We start from the raw sequence: 20,181 nt of genomic DNA, 5'->3' as shown, positions 1-20,181 counted from the left end.
CGAAAGGGAGGCGGAGGACCTCCCTAGGTCACCAGGCCCGCCCGCATGCGTCGGTCGCGGGGGGCCTGCGTGCGTTCCAGGCGGGCGTCCAGGAGGCGGGCCGCCGCATCGCAGCGGCCGTCCGCCGTCAGCACGTAGAGGAGGGTCTCCTCGACCACCTCGCGCTGGGCGGCGCTTCCACCGACCCGACGCAGGACGGGCAGGAGCGCGTCGAGGCCGCGGGCGGCGTCCCGGAACCGCTCCTCGACGAGCGCGGCGAGCGCGTCGCAGAGGGGGGCGATGACCTCGCGCTGGACCTCGTCCGCGGCGGCCGCGTGGTCGCGCAGCCGGCGCAGGGCGGCGAGGTCGCCGACGGCCGTGAGGGTGATGGCGCAGTGCAGGGCCGTGAAGGCCGTCGCGGGCCGCTCCAGGATCTCCGCCTCCACCGTGTCCAGGATGTCCCGGGCGGGCAGGTCGCCGCGCCAGCTGTCGCTGAGCCGGGCGCGCCACAGCAGCGACCCCGAGTCCACGAGGGCCCGTACGCCCGTCACCCGGCCCGGGGCGAGCTGGGTCAGCCAGCGCTTGCGCACGGCGGCGGGGTCGTCGAGGGCCAGCTCGTGCAGGGCGATGTGCCAGGAGAAGTGGGCCCGGTGCACGGCGCCGCGGCCCCGCCCGGCGACCCAGCGCTCCAGCCAGTCGCGGCCTTCGCCGTGCGCACCGGTCTCGTAGTGGACGTGGGCGAGCGCGTGCACGGCGTGCCCCGAGGCGGGCTCGGCGGCCAGGGCGCGCAGGGCCAGTTCGCCGGCCTCGTCCAGACGGCCCTGCTCCTGGCGCAGGAACGCCAGCAGGGAGGTGTGGAACCAGTGGCCGTCGTACGCGGAGGAGGTGCGCTCGACCAGGCGCAGCGCGTAGTCGTCGTCGAGGTCGTCAACGCCCGAGAAGGCGATGGTGGGCACGGCGACGGCGAGCGCGAGCGCGTCGGCCGGGTGGTCGTCCAGGTGGTGCGCGAGGGCCGCGTCCCCTCCGTCCCCGTGGACGCGGCGGGTGACGACCTCCACGAAGGAGCGCTCGCGTTCGCACGCCCTCTCCTGGGCGCAGCGCTGTGCCTCCGCCAGCGCCCGCGGGACGTCTACGGCTGCTCCGCACTCGTGTCCCAGCAGGGCGAGGGCCGCGTGCCCGAGGGCGAAGCCGGGGTCGAGGGCGACCGCGCGGCGCAGCGAGTCCTCGGCGCCCGCACGGACCTTGAGGATCCGGTCGAGTCCGGTGCGGTAGGCGGCGGCCGCCTCGGCGTGGGTGGACAGGGCGAGCCCGTGTCCGTCGAGCGGGCGGCGCGCGGTGCGGCGCCGGGGGATGAGGGGGGCGAGCAGCTGCTGGGAGAGGGCCGCCGCCTGGACCCGGATCTCGGGGATGGCGGTGGTCTCCCACAGCTCGCCCCGGCGCGGGGCACCGAGGGTGTACAGCGGGAGGCCGGTGTTGCCCCGCGCGTCGAGCAGGTGTCCGTCGACGGTGGCGACGCCCATGCCGAGCGGGCCGGGCACCGCGGCGCCGGCTTCGAGCAGGGAGCGCCACACGGGGTCGTCCAGGGTGGGGCCCGGCCCCGTGCAGTCGATGACCCAGCCCACGTGCAGGTCCCGCCCGCCGGAGAGCTTGACGTCCAGCGACCCGTCGTCCCGCACGTCGGCGTGGGTGACCGAGCCGGCGTGGACGGCCAGTCGGCGCATGGTGCGGGCGCGCAGGACCGATTCGCCGGTGGCCGGGGCCATGCGGTGACGGTGGGTGTTCCACAACGCGCCGTCACGGGCGAGGAGTTCGGCACGCTCCTCGAGGCTCAGCCGGCGCCAGAGGTGGGCGGTGTGCGGGCGCAGGCTGTCGAGCGCGGGGCGCCAGTCGCCCCGCAGGCGCACGGCGCGGGCGAGGTGGTGGTAGACGGTGCGGCGCAGTTGCGCGAAGGACGTGCCGTAGAGGCCTTCGGGGGCCGGCATGGGGGCGGCCGGGGTCAGGGCGTGCGACTGGGGCAGCAGGCCGTTGCGGGACACGGCATGCACCGTGCGGCCGGGGCGTTCGAGGGTGAGCGTCAGGTCGACGGAGGTCAGACCGGTGCCGACCAGGAGAACGTCGCTGTCGTCGGCGCGGGGTCCGTCCAGGGCTCCGGTGTTCCAGGGCTCGCCGATGAAGCGGGCGGCGGCGCGCAGCTCCGCGGGGGCCCAGGACGCGGTCGGGGCTGCGGGGCCGGTGGCCAGGACGGCGGTGTCCGCGTCGAGCCGCGTGCCGTCGGCGAGGCGGACGGTCACCCGGCCGTCCGGGGCGCCGGCGACGTGCTCGGCGCGGGTGTTCAGGTGGCGTACGGCGACGGTGCCGTGGGCGCGGACGACGGCCTGCGCCAGGGTGTCGGCGAGATAGGCGCCGAAGCGGTAGCGGGTCGCGAAGTCGGTCGCCGTGGCGTTGGGTTCGCCGTGGCTGCACAGCCACCGGGTGAAGTGACCGGGGTCGTCGGGGTAGCAGCTCATGCCCCCGGCGGGCACGTTGAGGCGGTGCCCGGGGTCCTGGGTGGTGTACGGGGTGCCGCGGCCCGCTTCGGGGGCCGGGTCGATCAGGACCAGGTCGAGGGGGGTCCGGCGGCGCGTGGCCATCTCACAGAGGTGGATGGCCGTGAGCGTGCCGGCCGCACCGGCACCGACGACGGCCACCGTGTACCGCTCGGGGAATGGACTCACGTAGGCCTCCGTCAGTCATCGGTGGCGGGCCCGGTGGTACGGGGCGCCGCCTCTGGGTCGCGCGCTCTTCCGGCCGGGTGAGCCGGGAAGAGGTGTTCTTAGAGGAACCCACGCGGCGCTCAAGGACCGCTCGAAGAACGGTCGGTGTCAGGCGGATCGGGGCCTGATCACGTCCTGATCCGTACAGGATCACGCCCTGATCCGCGGGCCCGCCGCACGGCGGGCTCCGGGCCTCCGCCGCCGGGCAGGCCTGCCGGGCGGTGACGGGGCCCGCCCCGGTGCGGCGGGGTGCGGGACGGACCGGGCGCGGGCCGTACCCGAGCGGGCCCGAGCGGCCCGGGACGGGCGTGCGAAAACGCAGCGGCCGCTCCCCGGCGCTTCGTTGTGGATCGAAGCGGGAGGAACGGCCGGCTGCGCGTCAGAGTGCGGGGATCAGACGGTGGACGGGACGTCGGTCCGGTTCTTGCCCGGCTCGCGCGGCGCCGTCTCCCGGTCCGTCAGGCCCGGTCGCCAGAAGCGCGGCCCCAGGTCCAGGGCCAGGGCGGGAACCAGCAGGCTGCGCACCAGGAACGTGTCGAGGAGGATGCCGACCGCCACCAGCAGGCCCTGCTGCAGCGCGCTCACCGTCGGGATGGCGGCGAGGACGCAGAACGTGGCTGCCAGCACCACACCGGCAGAGGTGATGACACCGCCGGTGACCCTGACCGCCGTGAGGATGCCCTCGCGGTGGCCGCGCAGCCGCACTTCTTCCTTGGCACGCGTCATCAGGAAGATGGTGTAGTCGACGCCGAGCGCGACGAGGAAGATGAAGCCGAACAGCACCAGGCCGCGGTCGATCTTCGCGTGGTCCAGTGCGCGGAACAGCAGCGAGGCCGCGCCGACTGCCGCTCCGAAGGACAGGACCACGGAGGCGAGCAGCACCAGCGAACCGATGGTCGCCCGCAGCAGGACGAGGAGCATCACCAGGACGACCGCGAGGATCAGCGGGATGAGCAGCTTCTCCTCGTCGCCCTGTCCCTGGGCCACGTCGAGCGCCACCGCGGTCTGGCCGCCGACGATCGCGTCGGCCGCCGGCCCGTTCGACCGGTCCAGCGCCGTCCGGATGTTCTTGACGGTGTCCTTGGCCGCCGCGGAGTCCGGGGCGTCGCGGAGCACCGCGGTCAGGTGCGTCCAGCCGCCCTTGGCCGCCTGGGTGCTGACGGAGGAGACTCCGGGCACCTTGGTGACGGTGGCCGAAGCGGCTTCGGCCCCGGCGTCGCGGACGTACACGTCCGCCGGAGCCGACGAGCCCGCGGGGAAGTGGGCGGCCAGGACCTGCTGGCCGGTGACCGAGTCGACCTTGCTGGTGAACTGCTCCGCCTGCGTCTGGCCGGTCTGCACACCGAAGATGCCCAGCATCATGGCGCCGAGCACGACCGCCGTGCCGATCCACACCGCGCGCGGGCGCCGGCCGACGGCCGAGGCGACCTTGGCCCACCGGGTGTGGCCCTGCGCCGAGTTCGGGTCGTATCCCGCGGTGACGCGCGGCTTGACGGGCCAGAACACCCAGCGGCCCAGGATCACCAGCAGCGCGGGCAGCAGCGAGGTCATGGCGAAGAAGACCAGGACGACGCCGATGGCGACGACCGGTCCGAGACCCTTGGTGCTGTTCATGCTCCCGAAGACCAGGCACAGCGAGGCGATCGTGACCGTCGCGGCGGATGCGGCCATCGCCGGCAGGGAGCCCTGCACGGCCAGTGCCATTGCCGTGTGGCGGTCCTCGTGCCGGTGCAGCTCTTCGCGGTAGCGGGCGATGAGCAGCAGGGCGTAGTCGGTGCCCACGCCCACCGCGAGCACCATCAGGACGTAGGCGCTCTGACCGTTGACCACCAGGCCCGCGTGCTTGGCGAGGAGGTAGACCACGCCGCTGGCCACCTGGCTGGCCAGCCCGACGGCGATCAGCGGGATGAGCCACAGCACCGGGCTGCGGTAGGTGATGAGCAGCAGCAGCGCCACCACGCCGAGCGCGGCGCCCAGCAGTGCGCCGTCCATGCCGGAGTAGACGTCGGCGAAGTCGGCGACGCTGCCGGCCTCACCGGTGATCTTGACGTCGAGTCCGGCGGGAACGTCGGCGGAGGTGATCTCGCCGGCTTCCTTGACCTTGTCGGTGAGCACCGTGACGTCGCTGGGCGAGGTGCGCAGCGGAACGCTCACGAACGCCGCGACCTTGTCCTCGGAGACCGTGGCGGGGGAAACCTCGCCGATGGACACCTTGTCGGCCAGCCGGGCACGGTCGCCGTCGATCCGGGACAGGTCGGCCTGGGTGAGGCCGCCCTCGCGTGCGTAGACGATGACGGCGGTGCTGGAGTCCTTGTCGGCGAAGTACTGCTCGGCGAGCTGGACCGCCTTGGTCGACTGCGCACTCGACGGCAGCCAGGTCTCCGGGTCGTTGTCCTGTACGTCTGCCAGGCCGGCGGCGAGCGAGCCACCGATGCCCATGAGCAGGAACCACAGCACGAGCACGACCCACTTGGAGCGCCGGCCTGCGACGAAGGCGGAGTATCGGCTCGCGACGGTGGGGGAAGGAGCGGGCGGTGGGACCGTTTCTGTGGGGGATGGTGCCGGGATCTGGGTCGTCATGTGACTCTCACCTGAGGGTCAGGAGCCGTGGAGCGGGGGCTCGTACGGGACTGGATTTATACAAAAGTTCTTCACCAGTGGGCTGGAGTTCCGCTGGAGTGCGCCTTGAGCTGGCTTGAACCGGCACCCTGGCGCCTGATCCGCAGTCAGGTTCCGGCCGATTCCCCGTCCAGGTCGCGCGGAGCCGCACGGGAAGGCAGCCGGCCGTGGGGGCGGCGACCGCGGCGCTCGCGCCGGGCGGCATCCGCGACGGTCACCGCGACCGGCGGACGTCGCGATGGAAGGATGCCGGTGGACCGGTCGGGAATCGGTCGAGGGCCGGTACGGCCCGGGACGAGGCCGGCTCGAACCCTGGTGCAGATGCGCCTGAGGATCACTCAATGCCGCTGGTCAGGGAAGGGGCCGTCAGCGCCCGAGGGTGTTTCTTCGTTCTCCGGTCGCATCCGCGGCGCGGGATCCGTCAGTGTGGTCGGGACGGACGACCACCCAGAGGGAGCACCCGATGAAGGCTCGTATGACGAACCCCGCCAAGGTTCTGCCGGACGCCATGACCGGCATCCAGAACATCTACAAGGCCATGTACCAGGGCGGGGTCGACCCGCACACGCTGGAGCTCGTGCACCTGCGCGCGAGCCAGATCAACGGCTGCAGCGCCTGTGTCCACGCCGGTGTCGCCGGCGCCAAGAAGTCCGGTGAGACCGACGAGCGGCTGCACGCGGTCGCCGCCTGGCGCGAGACGCCGTTCTTCTCGGACTCCGAGCGTGCCGCGCTGGCCCTGGCCGAGGCGGCGACCCGGCTGGCCGACCGCAGCGGGCAGGCCGTGCCGGACGAGATCTGGGACGCGGCCGCCGACCACTTCACGGAGGAGCAGCTCGCCGCGATCGTCCTCATGATCGCCACGACGAACTTCTTCAACCGGCTCAACGCCACCGTCCAGGAGCCCGCGGGCGCCGGCTGGAACTAGCACGACGACAGCACGGCCCTTCAAGATCTCGCCCGGCTCGCGTGCCGGGGCCGGCCACGGTCCCGGCCGCGCGGCCACGGCAGCGGCAGCGGCAGCGGTGGTGGCAGCAGTGGTGGCAGCAGTGGTGTGCCGGAGCACGGCCGGATGCCGGAGAGCCGCCGGGTCGGTCATGAATCGAGAAGCCCGGCCCGCGCGCCCGCCTCTAGCCTGCTTGCCATGAACATCACCATTCACACGGTTTCGCTGCCGCACGACGACCCGGACGCCTCGCTCGTCTTCTACCGCGACGTACTCGGCTTCGAGGTCCGCAGCGACACCGGCCAGGGCAGGATGCGCTGGATCACGGTCGGCCCGGTCGGTCAGCCGGGCACCTCGATCCTTCTGACACCCCCCGGCGCCGATCCCGGCATCACCGACGACGAGCGCCGCACGATCACGGAGATGATGGCCAAGGGCACCTACGGATGGATCCTGCTGGCCACCCCGGACGTCGACGCCACCTTCGAGAAGGTGCAGGCCGGTGACACCGAGGTCGTCCAGGAGCCGACCGAGCAGCCGTACGGCATCCGCGACTGCGCCTTTCGCGACCCGGCGGGCAACCTGATCCGCATCCAGGAACTCCGCTGAACGGTGCGGGAGATCGCGGGTCGGAGTGCGGCGCCGACAGGAACCGCCGACACTCGAAGGGGCCGAAGGTCACGGACGAAGGGGAGGGTTCCTCATGTGCAAGCCCGAATGGCGGCGTGCACGCATCCAGGCGCAGCGTCTGGCCGATCTCGCGCGGCTGCGCCGCATCCGCGACCGGATCGACAGGGAGTACGCGCAGCCCTTGGACGTGGAAGCGCTCGCCCGTGACGGGGCCATGTCCGCCGGGCACCTGAGCCGGCAGTTCCGGGCCGCCTACGGCGAATCGCCGTACGCCTACCTGATGACGCGCCGCATCGAGCGGGCGACGGCGCTGCTGCGGCGGGGGGACCTGAGCGTCACCGAGGTCTGCTTCGCCGTCGGCTGCGCGTCGCTGGGCACGTTCACCACGCGCTTCACCGAGCTGGTCGGCATGCCGCCCGGGGCCTTCCGTCGGCAGGCGGCGGAGGCGTCGGCGGACGGTGCCGCGGGGGCTGGAGCGTGGGCCGGAGCGGGGGTGCGTGCCGGTGCCGATGGCGGTGGCGGTGGCGCGGGTGCGGACGCGGACGCAGACCCCGGGCCGGCGATCAAGGTGGAGATCAAGGTGGAGGGGATGCCGGCATGCGTGGCGAAACAGGTCTCCAGACCGGTCAGGAATCGAGAAGCCCCGGCCGCCGCACAGCCCCTACGGTGATGTCCACGGCAACCACCACGTGCCGTCCTCCCGTCCCCGTCCCACCGCCTGACCGGCGCACACGCGCCGACGCGGCTCCCAGGGTTCCGGGTTCCGGTCCGGGTGTCCGGTACCCACACGTCCACAGTGCAAGGAGCAAGGCATGAAAGCGCACGTCAGCTCGATTCTTCTCGGTGTCCGCGACATGGACCGGGCCAAGCGGTTCTATACCGAGGGGCTCGGCTGGAAGGTCAAGAACGACTACGGCATCTCGGTGTTCTTCGAGTCGGACGGTGCCTCCCCCGTCGGCTTCTACAGCCGCGAGGGCCTGGCCGGCCAGGTCGGCACGGATCAGGAAGGCAGCGGCTTCAGCGGGCTGGTCCTGACCTACGTGGTCCGGAGCGAGGCCCGGGTCGACGAGATCATGGCGGAGGCCCAAAAGGCCGGTGCCACGGTCCTCAACCCCGCGGGCGCCCTGCAGTGGGGCGGGTACGGCGGCACCTTCTCCGACCCGGAGGGCTACATCTGGAGCCTCGGCTACAGCGACCAGGGAACCGACCAGCCCTACGCCGAGTAACCACCACCGGTCCTCGATCCGCCGTCGTCCGGGACGGTGGCGGCCCCGCGCCGCTACCGTCCCGGACAACTGCCGTTCAGGACCCGTCATGCGGCACGGCGAAGGTGCCGCACAACGAAGAGGAGAACACCGTGAAGTTCCGGTCCGTCGTCGAGCCGCCCGAGCCCATGCGGGGACTGGAAGTCCCGGCCGAGGTCGTGACAGCGCTCGGTGAGGGTTCACGGCCACCCGTGACGGTCACCATCAACGGGCATTCCTGGCGGACCCGGCTCGCCCACCTGCGCGGGCGCCACCTGATCGGCCTCAGCCACGCCAACCGCGACGCCTCGGAAGTCGAGATCGGCGAAGAGATCGAGGTCGAGGTGGAGCTCGACACGGAACCGCGCGTCGTCGTCGAGCCCCCGGACTTCGCGCAGGCCCTGGACGACGAACCGGCCGCGCGCACCGCCTACGACGCCCTCACGACCAGCCGCAAGCGCGAACACGTACGCGCCATCGAGAGCGCCAAGAAGCCCGAAACCCGCCAACGGCGCATCGAGAAGGCCGTCGCGACCCTCAAGGCCTAGGGGGTGTCCGCAAAGTCCCGCCTGCCTCGCGACGCCCGGCACGCACTCTCGGCGCACCGGGCGAAAATCCCGAGTACGTCCAGTACACGGACTTCCGCCCGGCACGCCGAGAGCACGCACCGAACGCCGCGAGGGCGCCCTCCGGGCGCCCGGCGCCACTTTGCGGACACCCCCTAGGCCGTCTCTTTCGGATCCTGCCGGGCCTGCGACGCCCGGCAGGATCCGGAAGAGACGGCCTAGGCCTTCTCCTTTTCGCTGGTCAGAGACGCACCGGCGGCCCAGGGGGCCGCCGCGGACCGCGGGCGGTGCAAGCGCGCCGCGATCGGTTCTCGACCGGTTGTGCATCGACGCACTCGAAGCTGCAGACACAGGGCGAGGTGAGAGCACCTCCGGTCGGCATGAGGAGTGCGTGATGCGCAAGGTCGTTTCGCGGGACGGCACGACGATCGCCTACGAGAAGTCGGGCGAAGGCCCCCCGCTCGTCCTGCTCAACGGTGCCTTCCGCGACCACACCATCTTCACCGAGCTCGTCCCCGGGCTGGCCCGGCACTGCACCGTGTACGCCTACGACCGCCGCGGGCGCGGCCAGAGCGGTGACGCGCCCGCCTACGCCGTGGAGCGGGAGATCGAGGACCTCCAGGCGGTGATCGAGGAGGCGGGCGGCTCGGCAGCCGTGTTCGCCGGGTCCACCGGCGCGAACCTGGCGGTCCGGGCAGCGCTCACGGGCACGCCGATCACCAAGCTGGCGCTCCACGAACCGTTCTACCGGGTCGACGGATTCCCGAAGCCCCCGTGGAACGCCGCGCAGGCGCTCCACGGGCTCCTGGAGCAGGGCCGGCGCGACGAGGCGGCCGAGTACTTCCTCGGTCCCGTCCTCGGACTCACCCCCGACTCCGTCGCGGACTGGCGCCGGGGCCCGATCTGGGCGACCAACGAGGCGAACGCGCACACGCTGCTCTACGACATCGAGATCTGCGGCGACTTCGCCGTCCCGGCGCAGGAGCTCGCCGGATTCCGGACCCCGACGCTGGTCCTCAACAGCGACAGCACCAGCACCTGGCTGCGTGCCGCGGCGCAGGCGACCGCGGCCGCCCTGCCCGACGGCCGGAGCCTGGAGCTGCCCGGAGCCTGGCACCGGATCGACATGGACGTGCTCGGCCGGACGCTCGCCGAGTTCGCCACCACCTGAACGCCCCGCCGCCCCTGTCCGCGCCGACGCCCTGCGGCGCGCGGGGGCGCACTCGGACCATCCCTGAAAGTCCGCCCTCTACCTCCTGGGAGAACACCACCGTGACCACGGCTCACCCCCTGGCCGCCGGAGGCACCGCGGAGGCGGCCCCGGCCGCCGCCCCCAGCGAGCGCGGAGCCACCGTGTGGCTGACCGGGCTGCCCAGCGCCGGCAAGACGACCCTCGCCCGCATCCTCGCCGAGCGCCTGCGCGCCGACGGACACGAGGTCGAGGTGCTCGACGGTGACGAGATCCGCGAGTTCCTGTCGGCGGGCCTGGGCTTCACCCGCGCGGACCGGCACACCAACGTGCAGCGGATCGGCTTCGTGGCCGGGCTGCTCGCCTCCCACGGCGTCAAGACGCTGGTTCCGGTCATCGCCCCGTACGCCGACTCCCGCGCCGCCGTCCGTGCCCGGCACGACGCCGGCGGCACGCCGTTCCTGGAGATCCACGTGGCCACCCCGGTCAGGCTCTGTTCCCAGCGCGACGTGAAAGGCCTGTACGCCAAGCAGGCGGCCGGCGAGATCTCCGGTCTGACGGGCATCGACGACCCCTACGAGGCACCGGAGGACCCGGAGCTGCGCATCCAGACGCAGGGCCGGTCCGTGGCCGATTCCGCAGACGAGTTGTACACCTTCCTGACCGAGAGGGGCCTGGCATGACGACCGCGACCCATCGCCTGCTCGAGGCGTCGGGCAACCCCTTCGCGCTGACGCACCTGGACTCGCTGGAGTCCGAGGCGGTGCACATCTTCCGCGAGGTGGCGGGCGAGTTCGAGAAGCCGGTGATCCTGTTCTCCGGCGGCAAGGACTCGATCGTCATGCTGCACCTGGCGCTGAAGGCCTTCGCTCCCGCGCCGGTGCCGTTCGTGCTGCTGCACGTGGACACCGGGCACAACTTCCCCCAAGCCATCGACTACCGGGACCGCACGGTCGCCAAGTACGGCCTGCGCCTGCACGTGGCCTCGGTCCAGGAGTACATCGACGCCGGCAAGCTCACGGAACGGCCCGACGGCACCCGCAATCCGCTCCAGACCCTCCCGCTGACGGAGGCGATCCAGCAGCTGAAGTTCGACGCGGTCTTCGGCGGCGGCCGCCGCGACGAGGAGAAGGCCCGCGCCAAGGAGCGCGTCTTCTCCCTCCGTGACGAGTTCTCCCAGTGGGATCCCCGCCGCCAGCGCCCCGAACTGTGGAACCTCTACAACGGCCGCCACGCACCCGGCGAACACGTACGCGTCTTCCCCCTCTCCAACTGGACCGAACTCGACGTGTGGCAGTACATCGCCCGCGAGGAGATCGAACTCCCCGAGATCTACTTCGCCCACGAACGCGACGTCTTCCAGCGCGGCGGCATGTGGCTCACCGCGGGAGCCTGGGGCGGTCCGAAGGACGGCGAGACGGTCGAGCGCCGGCTCATCCGCTACCGCACCGTCGGTGACATGTCCTGCACCGGCGCCGTCGACTCCGACGCCACCACGCTGGACGCCGTGATCTCGGAGATCGCCGCCTCCCGGCTCACCGAGCGGGGCGCGACCCGCGCCGACGACAAGCTGTCCGAGGCCGCGATGGAAGACCGCAAGCGCGAAGGGTACTTCTAGACATGACCTCCACCACCGAGCAGTTCACCGGCTTGGCCGACCACTCGGCGACGACGCTGCTGCGCTTCGCCACCGCGGGCTCCGTCGACGACGGCAAGTCCACCCTCGTCGGACGCCTCCTGCACGACTCCAAGTCGGTCCTCACCGACCAGCTGGAAGCCGTGGAACGGGTCTCCGCCAGCCGCGGCCAGGACACCCCCGACCTCGCGCTGCTCACCGACGGCCTGCGGGCCGAGCGAGAGCAGGGCATCACCATCGACGTGGCCTACCGCTACTTCGCCACCGCCCGCCGCCGCTTCATCCTGGCCGACACCCCCGGGCACGTGCAGTACACCCGCAACATGGTCACCGGAGCCTCCACCGCCGACCTGGCCGTGGTGCTGGTCGACGCCCGCAACGGCATGGTCGAGCAGACCCGCCGGCACACCGCGGTCGCGGCCCTGCTCCGGGTCCCGCACGTGGTCCTCGCCGTCAACAAGATGGACCTGGTGGGCTACGAGGAGGCCGTCTTCGCCTCGATCGCCGAGGAGTTCACCACGTACGCGGCCACGCTCGGGGTCGGCAGCGTGGTGGCGATCCCGCTCTCCGCGCTGGCCGGCGACAACGTCGTCGAACCCTCCGCGAACATGGACTGGTACGGCGGCCGGACCCTGCTGGAGCACCTGGAGACCGTCGCGGTCGGCAGCGACCCGCGGGAGGAGCCCGCCCGCTTCCCGGTGCAGTACGTGATCCGCCCGCAGAGCGCCGAGCACCCCGACTACCGGGGCTACGCCGGCCAGATCGCCTCCGGCGTGCTGCGCGTCGGGGACGCCGTCACGGTGCTGCCCTCCGGCCACACCACCGCCGTCGCGGCCATCGACGCGCTCGGCACGCAGACGGAGGTCGCCTGGGCGCCCCAGTCAGTCACCGTCCGCCTCACCGAGGACATCGACGTCTCGCGCGGCGACCTCATCGCCGCCACGGGCACGGTGCACGCGCCCACCACGGACATCGAGGCGAGCATCTGTCACCTCAACGAGCGGCCCCTGCGCGTCGGCGCCAGGGTGCTGCTCAAGCACACCACCCGCACCGTGCGCGCCGTGGTCAAGGACATCTCGTACCGGATCGACATCAGCACGCTCGAACGGCGCCCCGGCGCCGAGGAGCTGCGGGTCAACGACATCGGGCACGTCGTGCTGCGCACGGCCGAGCCGCTCGCGCTCGACCCCTACGCCGACAACCGCCGGACCGGCTCGTTCCTGCTGATCGACCCGGCCGACGGCACCACCCTCGCCGCCGGCATGGCGGGCGAGTCCTTCGAAACCCTACGGAACACGGCCGCTCCAGCGGCAGCCAACGAAAAGGACTGGGTCTGATGCATGATCAGCCGATCGGACGCATGACGATGGGGGCCGTCGCACTGGCCACGGCGGCCGGACTGCTGTCGGGCTGCGGCTACGGCGCCAGCGCCGACGCGAGCGCGGGCGCCGGCGCGGGTGCGACGGCGCAGGCCCAGGGCGCCTCGGGTGCGAAGCTGTCCGCCGATACCGTGAAGATCGGTTACTTCCCGAACCTCACGCACGGGACCGCCCTGGTGGGCCTGCAGGACGGCCTGTTCCAGAAGGAGCTGGGGTCGACCCGGATCAAGTCCCAGTACTTCAACGCCGGCCCGGCCGAGATCGAGGCGCTCAACGCCGGCTCGATCGACATCGGCTGGATCGGCCCGAACTCCGCGATCAACGGCTACGCCAAGTCGCACGGCACGTCCCTGCGGGTCATCGGCGGCTCCGCCTCCGGCGGCGTGAAGCTCGTGGTCAACCCGGCGAAGATCAGCTCGCTGGACGACCTCCGGGGCAAGAAGATCGCCACCCCGCAGCTGGGCGGCACCCAGGACGTCGCACTGCTGAACTATCTGGTGGGCAAGGGCTTCAAGGTGGACCCGGCTTCCGGCGCGGGTGACGTCAGCGTGCTCCGCACGGAGAACAAGGTGGTGCCGGAGGCGTACAAGTCCGGCTCCGTCGACGGTGCCTGGGTGCCCGAGCCGACCGCCTCCCGGCTGGTCACGCTCGGCGCGAAGGTCCTGCTGGACGAGAAGTCGCTGTGGCCGGACGGCAAGTTCGTGACGACCAACATCATCGTGTCGCAGAAGTTCCTGACCGCTCATCCCGATGTGGTCGAGGCCGTGCTGCGCGGTTCGGTGGCGGCCAACGCCCTCATCAAGGCGGAGCCGGAGAAGGCCAAGGCCTACGCGAACCTGCAGATCAAGGCCGACACCGGCAACGAGCTGCCGCCCGCCATCCTCGACCCGGCGTGGAGCAGCATCGACTTCATCGACGACCCGCTGGCCTCCACCCTGCAGGCGGGGGCGGACCACGCGGTCGCCGCGGGGCTGCTCCAGAAGCCCGAACTCGCCGGGATCGTCGATCTGACCCTGCTCAACAAGGTGCTCACGGCGGCCGGCCGGCCCGCCGCGGCGGATGCCGGGCTCGGGGCCAAGTGACGCCCCGCACCGCCTAGCTTCCCGCACCCGCGACTCCCCCGGCTTCCCGCACCCCCCGGCTCCGCGCGGCGGGGCGCAGCGCAGCACGGCGCCGCGCCCCGCCGCATCCCGCCCACTCCCCGCAGGAGGTGTCCGCAATGACCACGGCACTGACCATCCCGAGGTCCGCCCCCGTCGTCGAGATCACGGACGACTGCCCGGCGGTCCGGCTCTCGCACGTCTCCAAGACCTTCGGCCGCCCCGGTGCGTCCTCGGTCGTGCTCGACGACATCAGTCTGGACGTGGCACCGGGTGAGTTCGTCACTCTGCTCGGCGCTTCGGGGTGCGGCAAGTCCACCCTGCTGAACCTGGTGGCGGGCCTCGACGAGCCCAGTGCCGGGAGCATCCGGGTGCCCGGCACCCGGCCGTCGCTGATGTTCCAGGACCATGCGCTGTTCCCGTGGCTGAGTGCGGGCCGCAACATCGAACTGGCACTGCGCCTGGCCGGCGTGGCGCGCGAGGACCGCAGGCCAGAGGCCGAGCGGCTGCTGGAACTCGTCCGGCTCGGCGGCTCGTACCGCAAGCGGGTGCACGAGCTGTCGGGCGGCATGCGCCAGCGCGTGGCCATGGCGCGCTCGCTCGCGCAGGGCAGCACCGTCCTGCTGATGGACGAGCCGTTCGCCGCGCTGGACGCCATCACCCGGGACGTCCTGCACGAGGAGATCACCCGGATCTGGAAGGAGCGCAAGCTCACCGTCCTGTTCGTCACCCACAACGTCAGAGAGGCCGTGCGGCTCGCCCAGCGCGTCGTGCTGCTGTCGTCGCGGCCCGGCCGGATCGCCCGGGAGTGGCGCGTCGACCTGCCGCATTCGCTGCGGGGCGAGTCCGCCGAGGTCGCGGCGCTGTCCATCGAAATCACCGAGCACCTGCGTGGGGAGATACGCCGCCATGTCCAGCACTGACATCCGGCCCGCGCCGAGCGCCCGCGCCGCCCGCCAGGGCGGCGCGGGGGGCGGCCTCGACACGCTGGGGGCCGGCCTCGACGCGCTGGAGGCCGTCCACGCGCAGCGCGCACCGTTCAGCCAGGTCCTGCGGGCGAAGGTACTGCCGCCGGTCCTGGGCATCGTGCTGGTCGTCGGGCTCTGGCAGCTCCTCTACAGCCTGCACGTGGCCAGCCCCGAGAAACTGTCGAGTCCGGCCGAGGTGTGGCGGGCGCTCAGGGTCCTCTGGGACGACGGCAACCTGTTCTCCATCATCTGGACCAGTCTCTGGCGCGGCGTCTCCGGCTTTCTGGCGGCCGTCGCGATCGGTACCCCGATCGGCCTTCTGGTCGCCCAGGTCAAGCCGATCCGGGCCGCCATCGGACCGGTGCTGGCGGGGCTCCAGTCGCTGCCTTCCGTCGCCTGGGTGCCGGCCGCCGTCATCTGGCTGGGCATCAACAACTCGGCCATGTACGCCGTGATCCTGCTGGGTTCGGTGCCCTCGATCGCCAACGGGCTGATCGCGGGGATCGACCAGGTGCCGCCGCTGACCCTGCGGGCCGGCCGTACGCTCGGTGCGACCGGTCTGCGCGGCGCCCGGCACGTGCTGCTGCCCGGCGCCCTGCCCGGATATCTGGCCGGGCTGAAGCAGGGCTGGGCTTTCTCCTGGCGGGCGCTGATGGCCGCCGAGCTCATCGCCTCCTCCCCCGATCTGGGGATCGGCCTCGGCCGCTACCTGCAGAACCAGCGGGAGTTCTCCGACATGCCGGGCGTGCTGCTCGGCATCATCCTGATCTTCGTCGTCGGCGTCGCCATCGACCTGCTGTTCTTCAGCCCGCTGGAGCGCCGGGTGCTGCGCAGCCGCGGGCTGCTGGCCGCGCACTGAGGGCCCGGCCTCCAGCGGAACTCGACACGGTCCCGATGTCCCTTGAGCAACGTTGCACGAGATGACGTCGGGCGGTTCCCCTGCGAATGGAGATCGACATGGGCGCGAAGCTCAGGTCCGCTGCGCGATCCCTGTGGAAGAGGTTCGCCGAGGGCCTGATGTGGACGGGGTTCGCATGGAACGGCATGTACCCCCCGCACGCATGGAGGGAATCCGCCGCCCCGACCTCGGACCAGCCGTGCCTGCCGGCGCTGTCGGAAGCGGAGCTCGCCCAGTGGGCGGCTCTGGTCAGGCAACTGCAGTAGTCCACGGCTTTCGTCACCGACCACAAGAGAAGGAGGCCAGGGTGGGCAGCGCCAGCTCGGGCATCACGCGTCCCCAGGCACTGATGAAAGACGGCCAGCTGCGACGCGTCCTCGGGCTGTTCCGCCCGTATCGCAGGCGGCTGCTGTCCGTCGTGTTCCTGGTCGCGGCCTCCTCCCTGATCTCGCTGGTCAACCCGTTCCTGATCCGCGAGGTCATGGACACGGCGCTGCCGCAGGACAGGCTGGGGCTGCTGTCCCTGCTCGCCCTCGGCATGATCCTGGTGTCGGTCACGACCAGCTCGTTCAACGTCTGGCAGACGCACGTGTCGGCCACGGTGGGCCAGCTCGTCATGCACGACCTGCGGACGGCGGTGTACGCCCACCTCCAGCGGATGTCGCTGGCCTTCTTCGCCCGCACCCGTACCGGCGAGGTGCAGTCGCGCATCGCCAACGACATCGGCGGGATGCAGGTCACCGTGACGACCACCGCCACGGCGCTGCTGTCCGACCTGACGATCGTCCTCGCCTCGACGACCGCCATGTTCCTGCTCGACTGGCGGCTGACGCTCGCGTCCATGCTCATGCTTCCGGCGTTCGCCCTGGTGAGCCGTCGCGTCGGCAACGAGCGGCGCCACATCACCCGTGACCGGCAGAGCCAGCTCGCCGGACTGTCCTCGACCATGCAGGAGTCGCTGTCGATCAGCGGGATCCTGCTCAGCCACACCATGGGCCGGTCCCGTTCGCTGACCGACGCCTTCGCGCGGCAGTCGCGCAAGCTCACCGATGTCGAGGTGCGCGTCACCACCGCGGGCCTGTGGTACCAGTCCACGATCTGGATCGTCATCGCCTCCATGCCGGCGGTGATCTACTGGGTCACGGGGCTGACCTCCAGCAACGGTCACATGGCCATCTCCATCGGCTCCCTGGTGGCGTTCACGTCCCTCCAGCAGAGCCTGTTCCGCCCGGCGCAGCGGCTGCTGACCGTCGGGATCGAGATCCAGGGCTCCCTGGAGCTGTTCAGCCGCATCTTCGAGTACCTCGACCTGCCCGTCGACATCGCCGAGCCGGAGCGGCCGGTCGAGCCGGCCGTGCTGCGGGGCGAGGTGCGCATGCGGGGGGTCGGCTTCTCCTATACGGGAACGGAGCAGCCGACGCTGGCCGGCGTCGACGTGACCATCCCCGCGGGCCGCAGCCTCGCGATCGTCGGGGAGACCGGCTCGGGGAAGACCACGCTCAGCTACCTGATCCCGCGGCTCTACGACGTCACGTCCGGCTCCGTCACGATCGACGGGGTCGACGTACGGGACCTGTCCTTCGACACGCTCACGTCCGCGGTCGGCGTCGTCTCCCAGGAGACGTACCTGTTCCACGCCACGGTCGCGGACAACCTGCGGTTCGCCAAACCCGACGCGACCGACGAGGAGCTGTTCGCGGCGGCGCGGATCGCCCACATCCACGACTATCTGATGCTGCTGCCCGACGGTTACGACACGGTGGTCGGCGAGCGCGGGTACCGGTTCTCCGGCGGCGAGAAGCAGCGGCTGGCGATCGCCCGCACCATCCTGCGCGACCCGCCGATCCTGGTGCTGGACGAGGCCACCAGTGCCCTGGACACCCAGACCGAGCAGGCCGTGCAGAAGGCCATCGACGCGGCGAGCGTGGGCCGTACCACCATCACGGTCGCCCACCGGCTGTCGACGGTCCGCAACTCCGACGAGATCATCGTGCTGGACCGCGGCCGGGTCTCCGAGCGCGGCACCCACGATGAGCTGATCCTGCGCGGTGGCCACTACGCGACGCTCATCAACCGGGACAGCGAACCCATAGCGGTCTGACACCTCGCCGGGCGGCCCTGCCGAAGCTGCGTGGTCGCCCGCGCCGGGCCCGGCGCGGGGGACCACGGTCCAGGGGGTGTCTTGCCGAGCACGAGTCCGGCGAAAGCGGTCGCCCCTACCCTCGGGCGAATGGATCCCACAGCTTCCGAAACCTTCGAGCCCACCGGCCCGAACCGCCGCACGCTGCTGCGCTACGGCACCGTCGCCGGCCTGGGCGCCCTGGTGAGCGTCACCCCCTTCTTCAAGTCGGACGGTGCGGCCGCAGCGACTGCCGGAGGGCCCGAACCGTCGGCGCCCGAGCTGAAGCTGACCAAGTTCAGGGATCCGCTGCGGATCCCGCCGGTGTTGCGCCCCCGCGACCGCGGCGACCACGACGAGCTGACCGTCCGCCTGCGCACCGCCGATGTCACCGTGCATTCGGAGATGCCGCCGGTGACGATGTGGACGTACGAGGGCGTCTACCCGGGCCCGACGATCAAGACGGTCAGCGGCCGTCCGCTGCGGGTCGTCTGGGAGAACAAGCTCACCGGCAACATCCCCGTCAGGGCCGTCGACTTCGACTCGCCCACCGGCCGCGCGCCCGACCCGCTCACCAACTACCCCGGCACGGCGGGGACCAACGTGGTCGGCGGTGTGTCGGACCTGGAGCCCTGGGCCGCGGTGCACCTGCACGGCATGCTGACCGGCGGCGGCAACGACGGCTGGATGGAGAACCTCATAGGCCCGGGCGACGTGCAGTTGTCGGCCTATCCGAACGCCCAGGCCGCGACCACGCTCTGGTACCACGACCACACCCATCACGTGAGCCGCTTCAGCGTGTACGCCGGGCTCGCGGGCATGTTCCTCTCCCGCAACGAGGAGGAGGAGGCGCTCGACCTGCCCGACGGCGCCCGTGACGTGCCGCTGTTCCTCAGCGACCGCAACTTCGACGTGGACGAGTCCGGTGCCCTCGCCGGGCGGCTGGTCCACAAGGTGGAGATGATCGGCCCGCAGCGCCTCATGCGGACCCACTCGGCCCCGTACACCCTGGTCAACGGGGTGGTCTGGCCGTACCTGGACGTCGCGCCGCGCTGGTACCGGTTCCGGATCGTCAACGGCGCGAACTCCCGGATCTACCGGCTGATGCTGCTGGCGGACGGCCGGCCGGTCCCGGGGGCGCTGCGGGTGATCGGGACCGATCAGGGCCTGCTCGACAAGCCGCTGACCGTCGAGGGTGCCCTCAACCTCTCCCCCGGCGAGCGCGCCGACGTCATGGTCGACTTCAGCGCGTTCCGGGGGCAGGCCCTGAAGCTGGTCAACACGCTGGACGGCATCACGCCCGGTGCCTCCGACAAGCTCAACGACATGCTGGAGCCCGACGTGATGCAGTTCCGCGTCGCGGACCAGCGCCCGTCCAGCCGGCCGGCGCTGCCGGAGGTCCTCTCGCCCACGTTCATGCGGCTCACCCACCACGACCTGCCCCACGACGTGGCCCCCCGGTGGGTGGTCGTGGTCGGTCCCGGCTCGACGAACATTCCCGAGCTGTGGGAGATGGAGGAGGTCGACCCGGCGGGGATCACCTTCCCGTCCGCCGGGGTCGTCCAGGTCCAGGACGCCGAGGGCACCGTCAAGACGCTGCGCAGGACGGCGATGGCGTACGACGACGGCAAGACGTTCACCGCCGCGCTGGGCAGCGTGGAGATCTGGAAGTACCTCAACCTCGCCGCGTCCCCGCACCCCATGCACATCCACCTCTCGCACTTCCAGGTGCTGTCCCGCGAGAACTACGACATCACGGGGTTCCAGCGGGTCACGCGCGGCTCGTCCAAGCCCATCGCGTTCAAGGCCGCGGGGACGCTGGAAGCGCACGAGCTCGGTGAGAAGGACGTCATCCGGGTGGGTACGGCCGGCCTGATCACGCCGAACGCCACGCTGGGCGAACTGGTCACCGTGGCGGTCCGGTTCCCCGTGGTCGGCAGGGGCGTCCACCACTGCCACATGCTGGAGCACGAGCAGCACATGGTGCGGCCCCTGGTGGTGTCGCCGGCCGGCCACCTGCACGCGGGCGGTCACCACTGACGGACAGCGCCGTGGGGGGGGGGGGGGGGGGGGGGGGGGGGGGGGGGGGGGGGGGGGGGGGGGGGGGGGGGGGCGCGGGGGGGGGGGGGGGGGGGGGGGGCCGGCGGGGGGGGGGGCG

The 20,181-nt window shown here is 71.8% G+C and carries 17 protein-coding genes; 15 read left to right on the top strand and 2 right to left on the bottom strand.

The features are described 5' to 3' along the window. Nucleotides 1–23 precede the first annotated feature (23 nt). Nucleotides 24–2,693 (bottom strand): FAD/NAD(P)-binding protein, encoded by a 2,670-nt coding sequence (locus ACIA8F_RS37820; protein WP_399385579.1) that lies wholly within the window; start codon nt 2,691–2,693, stop codon nt 24–26. Nucleotides 2,694–3,125: 432 nt separating this feature from the next. Further along, nucleotides 3,126–5,312, bottom strand: a complete 2,187-nt coding sequence (locus ACIA8F_RS37815) for an MMPL family transporter (RefSeq protein ID WP_399385578.1) — start codon at nt 5,310–5,312, stop codon at nt 3,126–3,128. Nucleotides 5,313–5,814: 502 nt separating this feature from the next. On the opposite strand from ACIA8F_RS37815, the gene ACIA8F_RS37810 reads away from it, so the two are divergent. The 15 genes from ACIA8F_RS37810 (at nt 5,815) to ACIA8F_RS37740 (ending at nt 20,063) form a co-directional block, all read left to right on the top strand. Then, on the top strand, nt 5,815–6,276 hold the full coding sequence (locus ACIA8F_RS37810; protein WP_399385577.1) for a carboxymuconolactone decarboxylase family protein: 462 nt from the start codon (nt 5,815–5,817) through the stop codon (nt 6,274–6,276). A gap of 216 nt (nt 6,277–6,492) precedes the next feature. Continuing rightward, nucleotides 6,493–6,903, top strand: coding sequence for a VOC family protein (locus tag ACIA8F_RS37805; protein ID WP_399385576.1), 411 nt, complete (start codon nt 6,493–6,495; stop codon nt 6,901–6,903). A gap of 94 nt (nt 6,904–6,997) precedes the next feature. After that, nucleotides 6,998–7,594 (top strand): helix-turn-helix transcriptional regulator, encoded by a 597-nt coding sequence (locus ACIA8F_RS37800; protein ID WP_399385575.1) that lies wholly within the window; start codon nt 6,998–7,000, stop codon nt 7,592–7,594. Between the two features lie 142 nt (nt 7,595–7,736). Then, entirely contained in the window at nt 7,737–8,150 is a 414-nt protein-coding gene (locus ACIA8F_RS37795) for a VOC family protein (RefSeq protein WP_399385574.1), read from the top strand. Between the two features lie 131 nt (nt 8,151–8,281). Continuing rightward, nucleotides 8,282–8,716, top strand: coding sequence for a YdeI/OmpD-associated family protein (locus ACIA8F_RS37790; protein ID WP_399385573.1), 435 nt, complete (start codon nt 8,282–8,284; stop codon nt 8,714–8,716). A gap of 412 nt (nt 8,717–9,128) precedes the next feature. Then, the gene (locus tag ACIA8F_RS37785) at nt 9,129–9,905 is read left to right on the top strand and encodes an alpha/beta fold hydrolase (RefSeq protein WP_399385572.1); all 777 of its coding nucleotides are present in this window, start codon (nt 9,129–9,131) and stop codon (nt 9,903–9,905) included. 119 nt (nt 9,906–10,024) lie between these two features. Beyond that, nucleotides 10,025–10,606, top strand: coding sequence for an adenylyl-sulfate kinase (gene cysC, locus ACIA8F_RS37780; RefSeq protein WP_399385596.1), 582 nt, complete (start codon nt 10,025–10,027; stop codon nt 10,604–10,606). Next, complete coding sequence (gene cysD, locus ACIA8F_RS37775; RefSeq protein ID WP_399385571.1) at nt 10,603–11,541, top strand: sulfate adenylyltransferase subunit CysD; 939 nt, start codon at nt 10,603–10,605, stop codon at nt 11,539–11,541. Before cysC ends, cysD begins: the two co-directional genes overlap by 4 nt. Before the next feature lie 2 nt (nt 11,542–11,543). Beyond that, complete coding sequence (locus ACIA8F_RS37770; RefSeq protein WP_399385570.1) at nt 11,544–12,896, top strand: sulfate adenylyltransferase subunit 1; 1,353 nt, start codon at nt 11,544–11,546, stop codon at nt 12,894–12,896. Beyond that, nucleotides 12,896–14,020, top strand: coding sequence for an aliphatic sulfonate ABC transporter substrate-binding protein (locus tag ACIA8F_RS37765; RefSeq protein ID WP_399385569.1), 1,125 nt, complete (start codon nt 12,896–12,898; stop codon nt 14,018–14,020). The genes ACIA8F_RS37770 and ACIA8F_RS37765 overlap by 1 nt, the downstream gene beginning before the upstream one ends. Nucleotides 14,021–14,157: 137 nt before the next feature. Continuing rightward, nucleotides 14,158–14,961, top strand: coding sequence for an ABC transporter ATP-binding protein (locus ACIA8F_RS37760; RefSeq protein WP_399385568.1), 804 nt, complete (start codon nt 14,158–14,160; stop codon nt 14,959–14,961). After that, nucleotides 14,948–15,865 (top strand): ABC transporter permease, encoded by a 918-nt coding sequence (locus ACIA8F_RS37755; protein ID WP_399385567.1) that lies wholly within the window; start codon nt 14,948–14,950, stop codon nt 15,863–15,865. Before ACIA8F_RS37760 ends, ACIA8F_RS37755 begins: the two co-directional genes overlap by 14 nt. Before the next feature lie 98 nt (nt 15,866–15,963). Then, nucleotides 15,964–16,170 (top strand): hypothetical protein, encoded by a 207-nt coding sequence (locus ACIA8F_RS37750; RefSeq protein ID WP_399385566.1) that lies wholly within the window; start codon nt 15,964–15,966, stop codon nt 16,168–16,170. 83 nt (nt 16,171–16,253) lie between these two features. Beyond that, complete coding sequence (locus tag ACIA8F_RS37745) at nt 16,254–18,005, top strand: ABC transporter ATP-binding protein (protein ID WP_399385595.1); 1,752 nt, start codon at nt 16,254–16,256, stop codon at nt 18,003–18,005. Nucleotides 18,006–18,134: 129 nt separating this feature from the next. Next, the gene (locus tag ACIA8F_RS37740) at nt 18,135–20,063 is read left to right on the top strand and encodes a multicopper oxidase family protein (RefSeq protein WP_399385565.1); all 1,929 of its coding nucleotides are present in this window, start codon (nt 18,135–18,137) and stop codon (nt 20,061–20,063) included. The last annotated feature ends 118 nt before the right edge of the window (nt 20,064–20,181 follow it).

The sequence above is a fragment of the Streptomyces sp. NPDC051563 genome, from assembly GCF_044454225.1.
Classification (GTDB): Bacteria; Actinomycetota; Actinomycetes; order Streptomycetales; family Streptomycetaceae; genus Streptomyces.
Note: the sequence above shows the minus strand (reverse complement) of the source record. Positions and strands in the feature narration are given on the sequence as shown.

Excerpts from the sequence above, each read along its gene's own strand:
- ACIA8F_RS37740 (WP_399385565.1), top strand. The coding sequence starts at position 18,135 with ATGGATCCCACAGCTTCCGAAACCTTCGAGCCCACCGGCCCGAACCGC.
- ACIA8F_RS37770 (WP_399385570.1), top strand. The coding sequence starts at position 11,544 with ATGACCTCCACCACCGAGCAGTTCACCGGCTTGGCCGACCACTCGGCG.
- ACIA8F_RS37760 (WP_399385568.1), top strand. The coding sequence starts at position 14,158 with ATGACCACGGCACTGACCATCCCGAGGTCCGCCCCCGTCGTCGAGATC.
- cysD (WP_399385571.1), top strand. The coding sequence starts at position 10,603 with ATGACGACCGCGACCCATCGCCTGCTCGAGGCGTCGGGCAACCCCTTC.
- ACIA8F_RS37800 (WP_399385575.1), top strand. The coding sequence starts at position 6,998 with ATGTGCAAGCCCGAATGGCGGCGTGCACGCATCCAGGCGCAGCGTCTG.
- ACIA8F_RS37755 (WP_399385567.1), top strand. The coding sequence starts at position 14,948 with ATGTCCAGCACTGACATCCGGCCCGCGCCGAGCGCCCGCGCCGCCCGC.
- ACIA8F_RS37765 (WP_399385569.1), top strand. The coding sequence starts at position 12,896 with ATGCATGATCAGCCGATCGGACGCATGACGATGGGGGCCGTCGCACTG.
- ACIA8F_RS37750 (WP_399385566.1), top strand. The coding sequence starts at position 15,964 with ATGGGCGCGAAGCTCAGGTCCGCTGCGCGATCCCTGTGGAAGAGGTTC.
- ACIA8F_RS37785 (WP_399385572.1), top strand. The coding sequence starts at position 9,129 with ATGCGCAAGGTCGTTTCGCGGGACGGCACGACGATCGCCTACGAGAAG.
- ACIA8F_RS37805 (WP_399385576.1), top strand. The coding sequence starts at position 6,493 with ATGAACATCACCATTCACACGGTTTCGCTGCCGCACGACGACCCGGAC.
- ACIA8F_RS37795 (WP_399385574.1), top strand. The coding sequence starts at position 7,737 with ATGAAAGCGCACGTCAGCTCGATTCTTCTCGGTGTCCGCGACATGGAC.
- ACIA8F_RS37810 (WP_399385577.1), top strand. The coding sequence starts at position 5,815 with ATGAAGGCTCGTATGACGAACCCCGCCAAGGTTCTGCCGGACGCCATG.
- ACIA8F_RS37745 (WP_399385595.1), top strand. The coding sequence starts at position 16,254 with ATGAAAGACGGCCAGCTGCGACGCGTCCTCGGGCTGTTCCGCCCGTAT.
- ACIA8F_RS37815 (WP_399385578.1), bottom strand. The coding sequence starts at position 5,312 with ATGACGACCCAGATCCCGGCACCATCCCCCACAGAAACGGTCCCACCG.